Source organism: Vibrio fujianensis (assembly GCF_002749895.1).
In the GTDB taxonomy this organism is placed as follows: Bacteria; Pseudomonadota; Gammaproteobacteria; order Enterobacterales; family Vibrionaceae; genus Vibrio; species Vibrio fujianensis.
The window spans coordinates 293,867-299,805 of sequence record NZ_NBUS01000040.1 but is presented as its reverse complement, the minus strand read 5'-3'; the positions used below and the strand labels follow the sequence as shown (position 1 = coordinate 299,805).

Sequence of the window (5,939 nt, the reverse complement as noted above, 5' to 3'; positions counted from 1 at the left end):
CGTCTCTCCCTACCCACATTGGCATTATTTTGATGCTTATGGTGAAGGGAAGCTAAAAGCGGTTTATCGTGGAAATGGTATTCCTCTTCCTTGGGGAAATATGCGTAAAGTGAATGATCCATGTCAACATTGGGCAGTATTTCGTCGCTTAGCGGAGCCTCAGCCTGGCAGTTCGGCACAAATTTCCATTTTAAATGTGGGTGATGAACCACGGATCTACTGCTGTGAATCGATGAATATGACCGATCCTGCAGGAAACAACCGAGTCCTTTGTGCCGGTATCGATCTTAACCCAGCCATTAATGCACAGGGGGGAGATGCCCGAAGCATTGCTGAAGAGCTAAAAGCCTCTTGCGTCACACAAGGAGGAACCACATCCATTCCTCGCCATATTAAAAAGGACTTATTGACGATTGCTAAGATTCTCAACATTAACTGGGTTGAGCGTGGTATAGAGAACCAAGCACGCTTAATCTGCTCTCGAGGTGCCGTTTGTCCTCGTATCCCAAGCTGTTATCAAAAATGTGGGGAATAACAAATAAAAAAATAGCCAATCGCAAGAAGCGCGATTGGCTGTATATAGATGTGAACAAAAGGGTTCACTAACAACGTCAGTTGGCTAGGTGACCCTCGGCTTAAAAGGGTCAATTTATATAAAGCATATTGTGTGCCAACTTTTAACCCTATGAAAAGTGCGATTTTGGTCAAAAAACCACCAGTTTCATTACAACTAATCTCATAATAAAATTGCATAATGCAAAATATTTGCTATTTGCAAAAAACAGCTATCTCTGTCTCATTTCATTATCTGTACAAGTATTGATTATGAAAAATTAATTGCTCATCCACATAGATAACGGCCAATTCCAGTGAAGTAAGTATGCACTAACTCAACAGCATCAATAAGGGGAGATTGATGGATTGCCGTATTTGGCCGCCGCTAAACATATCGAGCGCTTTCCTATGGTTGTGGATTAGTGCCCCTTGATGTTACCAAGCCGAAAACTCAGCAGCAGTGATCGGTTCCAATCGTTTAACCGGACATATACATCCACCACAACCCGATCGCTGCAAACACAACTAACCAAACGATATAGCGAAGCGTATTCGGTTTATCTAATTTAGTTACCACGACGGGCTTCATCGCCTGACGTCGAGCACGACGTGCCGCTGCCATCATAAACGATGGTTCCTCTGGTGGTTTTTCTTCTGCTGATTGTTCTTCGCGCTTTTTTTGAGCACTATTCGCCGTTTGTGTAAAACGGTGTAATTGGTCTGTAGTTAGGTCTCGCTCAGGATCATAACGTGAATAAGGATCAGTATGTTTGGGAACGATCGCCATCTATTCTCCTCACTCGCCCAGCTTTGATTAAATTATAGCCAATACTATCAACCCATGCTTAAACATGCTTCATGAGCTATATATTTTCCCGTTCTCTCATCTCTGATCAGCTCAGCTATGTGCTACAACGCCTTGAGAGAATAAAAATAACCGCTACCTACTTGCCGTATTGAATAAATATTGAAGCTAGATCATACTTTCGATCATCGTTGTTGCGCTTAATAAATCACTGCTTCACTCTAAATTAATCGATACACTCAAACCACTGTGGGTATAACACAAACCTATACGTCGAAGTGGTTTCTAAGTGTACCTGTTTGATCACTGAGTATGCTGAAAAATAGAAGAGATCATGAATAAACCACGCTATCGCCATTATCCATCGACCTCCAAGCAGATTCTGTTACAAACTGTTTTCTGGCTAGTGCTGGCTTTTTTGGCATTGATATTTTCCATGCTCATCTATTTTAGTTATCAAGATTATACCCACCCCAAACATGTCTATGGCTCATGGATAGAAATAGGCACTCCCCCCCATTTGACGGAAGTTCTTACCTTTAATGAACAAGGTGTCTTTCGGAATGAACGGCTGATCAGTACTCAATTTGGGTTTGATGGAAGAAGTATTGAGGTTACCACTGGCAGTGGGATAACCATTTATCAATTATCCGGGACTCAAAAATCCCCCCAGTTGCGGCGAATTGAGCCATTAATTCCTCATCAACGCTTTATTCGAGAAGGCTACGAACATACCATATCAACCGATCCAACGCCGACTCGTCGATCTGCCGTTTCGGAACACTTTAGAGAGCAATAAGGCTTCGGCAAGGAAGCCTTATCAGCGTAGTTTATTTACGCAAAGCGTTGAGTTTTGCCTGTGCTAAGCCAAAGATACTATCTACTGGATAGCTGCCATCTTCTGTTGCAATTCCAGCAGGTTTACCGGTAAATAGTTCAATGGCTTCGGTAACATGCTCAATTGCCCAAATATGAAATTCACCTTTTTCGACCGCTTTGACAATATCATTACGTAACATCAGGTTATGCATATTTGCCCGCGGAATAATCACGCCCTGATGATCATGCCGCCCTTTAATATTACAGACATCAAAGAAGCCTTCGATTTTCTCATTCACGCCACCAATTGGCTGCGCTTGACCAAACTGATTCATGGAGCCCGTAATCGCAATATCTTGTCGGTTCGGGTACTTAGAAAATGCCGACACAATCGCGCAAAATTCAGCCATACTCGCACTATCGCCATCTACCCCACCATACGATTGTTCAAAAGTAATAGTAGTGGTTAGTGGTACCCGAGCGGTACGGCCAAAGACTGACGTTAAGTAAGCAGATAAGATCATCACTCCTTTTGAATGAATACTGCCGCCTAAATCAACACTGCGTTCAATATCAATGATCTCGCCGTCGCCATAAGAAGTGGTGGCCGTAATTCGATTCGGTGCCCCAAAGGCATGGTCACTGGTTGCCAGCACTGAAAGTGCATTGACTTGACCGATTGCTGTGCTCTCTGTTTGAATTAAAGTTGTGCCATTGAGAAAGGTTTCCATAACCCCTTCTTGCAAACGGTTAACACGCATTTGTTGGTTATTCAACGCCTCTTCGACATGATTTTGTCGAATCATATTTGAATTAGCTTGTCTGGCAACGTAGTTTGATTCACGTAATAAATTAGCAATATGCGCTGAGTGTAACGACAGTTTATGCTGATCACCTGTCATTCTAGAACTGTGTTCGATAATTCGTGCAATCGCTTTTCGGTCACAATGCAGCAAATTATTGTCATGAATGATACTAGAAATAAACCGAGCGTAATGCAGCTCACTCTCTGCGGTACGCTTCATTTCATCTTCAAAATCGGCAGTGACACGGAACAACTCACTAAACTCAGGATCGTAATGAGTCAGCAATTCATAGGTGCGATAATCACCAAATAAGATAATTTTCACATCTAAAGGAATCGGTTCTGGATCCAATGAGACTGTGCCCGTCAAAGTGACCTCTTTTTCTAATGAGGTAAAGCTTAACTGACGTGAACGGAGTGCTCGTTTCAGGCCGTCCCAAACATAAGGTTGCTCTAATACTTTGACGGCATCCATCAACAGCACGCCACCATTGGCTTTATGTAAACTACCCGCACGGATCAAAGAAAAATCAGTGAATACGGTGCCTTTATACGTCGCAGTTTCAATATAGCCAAACAGTGAATGATAATTCGGATTTTCCTCAACGACGACAGGGAACTGTTGCGATGATCGACAAACTAGGACATTCACTTTATAACGACGGGGCAGTTTTTTATCGAGGGCAGCAGTGGCTAATTCACCTTGCTCGCCGGTATCATCGAGGAAAATATCCACATTCTCAACAATATCTTTTTGTAACTCGGTCAGATAAGCTTTGATTTCTGGGTATTTAGAATAATCTTGTTTGAGCTGCTTAATAAAATGACTGATGACATCTAGCGTCACATCATCATTCAATTTTTTAATTTTTTCACTGTACGCTTCTTCCCATTCAGTTAGCTGTCGAACCATATTTCTGAGACTAACTTCAAGTTCATCAATCGTTTGAGAAAAATATTCTTGTTCTTTTTTACTTAACGCATCGAAACTTTCTTCGGTATGCATCTCCTCGCCATTCATGGCTACGAATTGATAATCACCTTGCGTCGTGATGGTTAAGCTAATATCACGCTCTTTCGCTCGGCGAGTAATTTCTTCCAACTCGTGTTGCTGCTTCTGTGCTAATTGATTTTTTAACCGATCGGCACGGCTAAAATAGAGTTCATTATCAAAAGCTAATGGAATGGCATTCATTAATTTTGCCATCAATTTTTCAATATCTTGGCGAAATTTTTGTCCCACGCCAGATGGAAGCTTTAACACCCGAGGAGTACGAATATCATCAAAATTGGCCACATAACACCAATCAAATAACTCGGTATTTTCATGCTGATGGCGATTAAGATAACGGAGAATCATCGTCCGTTTACCCAGCCCATTACGCCCAATAGCATAAATGTTGTAACCTTTCTCTTTGATAGACATGGCAAATTCAACCGCTTTTTGCGCACGCTCTTGACCGACGATCTCATCAATAGGAGCCAATTCTTTGGTTGATTTACATGGCAGTTTTTCTAATGTTGCAACATGATAGAGCTGCTCAGCACTTAAATGTTGAATTGCCATACTCCCTCCTTATTTTTTTATGATTGTTATGCATCCTGATACTCCAAGGAGATAATTACGTCTATGTGGATGGATACTGAATAATGTTTGACTACAACACGTCTTTAATACTTCACCGTTATTTGGTTCTTTGTTTACCGTATCGGTTAGCCTTACGCTCCTTTGTAGCTCAAGTGTAGAAGAAAATCACAACCTTTTTAGTGACTTAATACCAATTCACAACCAAGCGGATAAATAATCAACAACCGAGCCTAAAAAATTAAATGATAATTAGTTGCATTTAGTGAGTTGTTGCATTTAAATATATCTAAATAACTTGGATCTGCAGATAGGCGGCTAAAGTGTAAAGCCTCATGATCATACGTGCTCAATGTTATTGAGGGCAATCAATTCGCCAACACCGCCCCCTGCAACTAGGTTCGAAAAAAGTTACTCTCTATCGGAGTTAATATGGAACTAAAACCATGCTGGAGCCATTACCTTAAAGCGAAACAATTAATGGCTCAACACCATTGGCCTGAAGCTCATTGTCTTTTGATTGATGTCCTACACCATCTTCCCAAACATCTGTGTGATGCGGCACAAAACGCACAAACGAAACCTTGCCAGTTTATTTGCCTCATGACAGGGTTAAAAGAAAGCGCTATTTATCAGTCAGACATTCTTTCTAAAATGGGGCAAGATCAATATGCTTATCAGGCCATTAATCAGACTTATGCTCTATTGCAATTTCTTTCCATAGAGACAAGTCCTCTCATTCGCTCGGTAGCTAATGTAATCAATACACTCTGTAACGAGTTACTTGAGCATATCCACCGGTTTTGTCATAACCAGAGAAGTGCTTCGTGGCGAATCGAATATCAGGATGTTGAAAAAACACATCGTTATTTTACTCAGCTAAAATACCACCAAGGGCAGCCTTGTGATATCCCGATGTTAAATTAAATCAATCGAATCAAATATAGTGCACTATGGTTAAATAGCGTGAACGAGTATGCTCTATGAATAAACGAACTTTATTAGGGAGGCTGATGTGTAAATGGATAAACGAAGTTGCGAGATGCGTGGGCAATATCATGTCAGCCTAATCAAGTATTAGGCGCTTGCTGACTTAAACAACTCGCGCATCAATGATGTCAATGAAATGAAGGGATAACCTCTGTTTAGTTGGCGGCTAATCCTCTCAGAGGCTAGTGGCCTTTAGCCAAAGTTAATTTATCGCTTTTGAATAGAAACGAATTTGAAACCATTGCTCCAGAGGCACTCAATAACGTATTGAACCATTAATTTAATCCTTTTGGCTTTGCTTTTTGGCACATAGAAATCGACCTTTGGCACTCACTCTACGCTCTCCATTCACCAATAATTGAGCAGATAAAAAATAAATA

Annotated in this window: 5 protein-coding genes; 3 read left to right on the top strand and 2 right to left on the bottom strand. The window is 41.2% G+C overall.

Annotated elements, in window-relative coordinates; genetic code table 11:
* Positions 1-535, top strand: a 535-nt coding sequence (locus B7C60_RS18255; protein ID WP_245868793.1) for a DUF3612 domain-containing protein, incomplete at its 5' end; no start/stop codon positions are given.
* A gap of 498 nt (positions 536-1,033) precedes the next feature.
* On the opposite strand, the gene B7C60_RS07210 is transcribed toward B7C60_RS18255, so the two are convergent.
* Positions 1,034-1,342 carry a hypothetical protein gene (locus B7C60_RS07210; protein ID WP_099611066.1) on the bottom strand — a complete coding sequence of 103 codons (309 nt, stop codon included), beginning with the start codon at positions 1,340-1,342 and terminating at the stop codon, positions 1,034-1,036.
* A 352-nt stretch (positions 1,343-1,694) separates the two neighbouring features.
* On the opposite strand from B7C60_RS07210, the gene B7C60_RS07205 reads away from it, so the two are divergent.
* Positions 1,695-2,159, top strand: coding sequence for a DUF2850 domain-containing protein (locus tag B7C60_RS07205; RefSeq protein ID WP_099611065.1), 465 nt, complete (start codon positions 1,695-1,697; stop codon positions 2,157-2,159).
* Between the two features lie 31 nt (positions 2,160-2,190).
* Here the strand turns inward: B7C60_RS07205 and B7C60_RS07200 are convergent, their stop codons facing one another.
* Positions 2,191-4,551 (bottom strand): Lon protease family protein, encoded by a 2,361-nt coding sequence (locus tag B7C60_RS07200; RefSeq protein WP_099611064.1) that lies wholly within the window; start codon positions 4,549-4,551, stop codon positions 2,191-2,193.
* 450 nt (positions 4,552-5,001) lie between these two features.
* Between B7C60_RS07200 and B7C60_RS07195 the strand changes: the two genes are divergently transcribed.
* Positions 5,002-5,496 carry a hypothetical protein gene (locus tag B7C60_RS07195; RefSeq protein WP_099611063.1) on the top strand — a complete coding sequence of 165 codons (495 nt, stop codon included), beginning with the start codon at positions 5,002-5,004 and terminating at the stop codon, positions 5,494-5,496.
* Positions 5,497-5,939: the final 443 nt, after the last annotated feature.

What these genes read in the sequence shown, in the direction of transcription:
- B7C60_RS07210 (WP_099611066.1), bottom strand. Translation starts at nt 1,342, where the DNA reads ATGGCGATCGTTCCCAAACATACTGATCCTTATTCACGTTATGATCCT.
- B7C60_RS07195 (WP_099611063.1), top strand. Translation starts at nt 5,002, where the DNA reads ATGGAACTAAAACCATGCTGGAGCCATTACCTTAAAGCGAAACAATTA.
- B7C60_RS07205 (WP_099611065.1), top strand. Translation starts at nt 1,695, where the DNA reads ATGAATAAACCACGCTATCGCCATTATCCATCGACCTCCAAGCAGATT.
- B7C60_RS07200 (WP_099611064.1), bottom strand. Translation starts at nt 4,551, where the DNA reads ATGGCAATTCAACATTTAAGTGCTGAGCAGCTCTATCATGTTGCAACA.